The following is a 2,076-nucleotide window of genomic DNA, read 5'->3' as shown; positions in this document are numbered from 1 at the left end:
AATGTAGGAGCTGCCGAAGGCTGCGATCTTTTGATCTTTCTTTCCCGCAAACAACAAAGCCGCCCGAAGGCGGCCTTGTTGATGGGGTCGAAGCTTAGTGCTTCTCGCCAGCCAGCTTGTGCTCGAGGTAGTGAATGTTCACGCCCCCTTTGCAGAAGCCTTCATCGCGGGTCAGGTCGCGGTGCAACGGGATGTTGGTCTTGATCCCGTCAACCACGATTTCGTCCAGCGCATTGCGCATGCGCGCCATGGCTTCGTCACGGGTTGCGCCGTAGGTGATCAGCTTGCCAATCAACGAATCGTAGTTCGGTGGAACGGCATAGCCACTGTACAGGTGCGAGTCGACGCGAACGCCGTTGCCGCCTGGAGCGTGGAAATGCTTGACCGTGCCCGGGCTCGGCATGAAGGTTTTCGGGTCTTCGGCGTTGATCCGGCATTCCAGTGCGTGACCGCGGATGACCACGTCATCCTGGGTGAACGACAGCTTGTTGCCGGCGGCGATGCTGAGCATCTCCTTGACGATGTCGATGCCGGTGACCATTTCCGAAACCGGATGCTCTACCTGGACACGAGTGTTCATCTCGATGAAGTAGAAGCGACCGTTTTCGTACAGGAACTCGAAAGTGCCTGCGCCACGGTAGCCGATATCGATGCACGCCCTGACGCAGCGTGCGAGTACTTCCTCACGTGCGTTCTCGTCGATGCCCGGTGCCGGCGCTTCTTCAAGAACCTTCTGGTGACGACGTTGCAGCGAGCAGTCGCGGTCGCCCAGATGGATAGCGTGACCCTGGCCATCGGAAAGTACCTGGACTTCCACGTGACGTGGGTTGGTCAGAAACTTTTCCAGATAGACCATCGGGTTGCCGAACGCCGCGCCTGCTTCGGAGCGGGTCAGTTTCGCCGAGGAAATCAGGTCTTCTTCTTTGTGCACAACGCGCATGCCGCGACCACCGCCGCCGCCAGCGGCCTTGATGATCACCGGGTAACCGACTTCGCGACCGATGCGCAGAGCGGTTTCTTCGTCTTCCGGCAGCGGGCCGTCAGAACCCGGAACAGTCGGTACGCCGGCAGCGATCATGGCGTGCTTGGCCGATACCTTGTCGCCCATCAGGCGAATGGTTTCGGCTTTCGGGCCAATGAACGCGAAGCCGGAATTCTCGACCTGTTCGGCGAAGTCGGCGTTTTCCGCAAGGAAACCGTAGCCCGGGTGAATGGCGGTGGCGCCAGTCACTTCGGCCGCGGCAATGATTGCCGGAATGTGCAGGTAGGAATGGGCGGCCGATGCCGGACCGATGCAGACGGATTCGTCTGCCAGGCCCAGGTGCATCAGTTCCTTGTCAGCCTTGGAGTAAACGGCGACGGTCTTGATGCCCATTTCTTTGCAGGCGCGCAGGATCCGCAGGGCGATCTCACCGCGGTTGGCGATCAGAACTTTTTCCAACTTCGCAGTCATCAAAGGCTCTCCGCGGTTCAAACGATGGTGAACAGCGGTTGGTCGTACTCAACCGGCTGGCCGTCTTCGACGAGGATGGATTCGATCACACCGCTGGTTTCAGCTTCGATGTGGTTCATCATCTTCATGGCTTCAACGATGCACAGGGTGTCGCCTTTCTTCACGGTCTGGCCGACTTCCACGAAGGACGGCGAGGTTGGCGAAGACTTGCGATAGAAAGTACCGACCATCGGCGAACGGGCAACGGTGCCGTTCAGTGCTGGCGCGGCCGGAGCAGCAGGTGCGGCAGCGGCAGCCGGAGCGGCGGCAGCGACAGGCGCGGCAGCCGGAGCATGCATTGGAGCTGGTGCGTAGTACTGCTGAGCCGGGGTCTTGCTATGACGGCTGATGCGTACGGACTCTTCGCCTTCCTTGATCTCGAGCTCGTCGATGCCGGACTCTTCCAGCAATTCGATCAGTTTCTTAACTTTACGGATATCCATGAATCATCAACTCCCAAGGGTCGGTCAGGGGCGGTTAACTTGTTGTTCAAGCTGTTCCAGGGCGGCCTCCAGGGCCAGTCGATAACCGCTGGCGCCAAGGCCGCAGATCACTCCCACCGCTACGTCGGAGAAGTAAGAGTG

The 2,076-nt window shown here is 59.5% G+C and carries 3 protein-coding genes; all 3 read right to left on the bottom strand.

Annotation, left to right across the window (positions count from 1 at the left end; genetic code table 11):
* Positions 1–94: 94 nt before the first annotated feature.
* Positions 95–1,453, bottom strand: a complete 1,359-nt coding sequence (accC, locus tag AC1DVH_RS30090; protein ID WP_477756862.1) for an acetyl-CoA carboxylase biotin carboxylase subunit — start codon at positions 1,451–1,453, stop codon at positions 95–97.
* 17 nt (positions 1,454–1,470) lie between these two features.
* Positions 1,471–1,935, bottom strand: a complete 465-nt coding sequence (accB, locus tag AC1DVH_RS30085) for an acetyl-CoA carboxylase biotin carboxyl carrier protein (RefSeq protein ID WP_477756861.1) — start codon at positions 1,933–1,935, stop codon at positions 1,471–1,473.
* A gap of 24 nt (positions 1,936–1,959) precedes the next feature.
* A partial coding sequence (locus tag AC1DVH_RS30080) for a type II 3-dehydroquinate dehydratase (protein WP_477756863.1) occupies positions 1,960–2,076 on the bottom strand: 117 nt, incomplete at its 5' end.

Source organism: Pseudomonas sp. P4_C3 (assembly GCF_056402075.1).
This window is presented reverse-complemented; position numbering and strand designations above follow the sequence as displayed.

Coding starts and splice junctions, on each gene's coding strand:
- accB (WP_477756861.1), bottom strand. CDS start 1,935: ATGGATATCCGTAAAGTTAAGAAACTGATCGAATTGCTGGAAGAGTCC.
- accC (WP_477756862.1), bottom strand. CDS start 1,453: ATGACTGCGAAGTTGGAAAAAGTTCTGATCGCCAACCGCGGTGAGATC.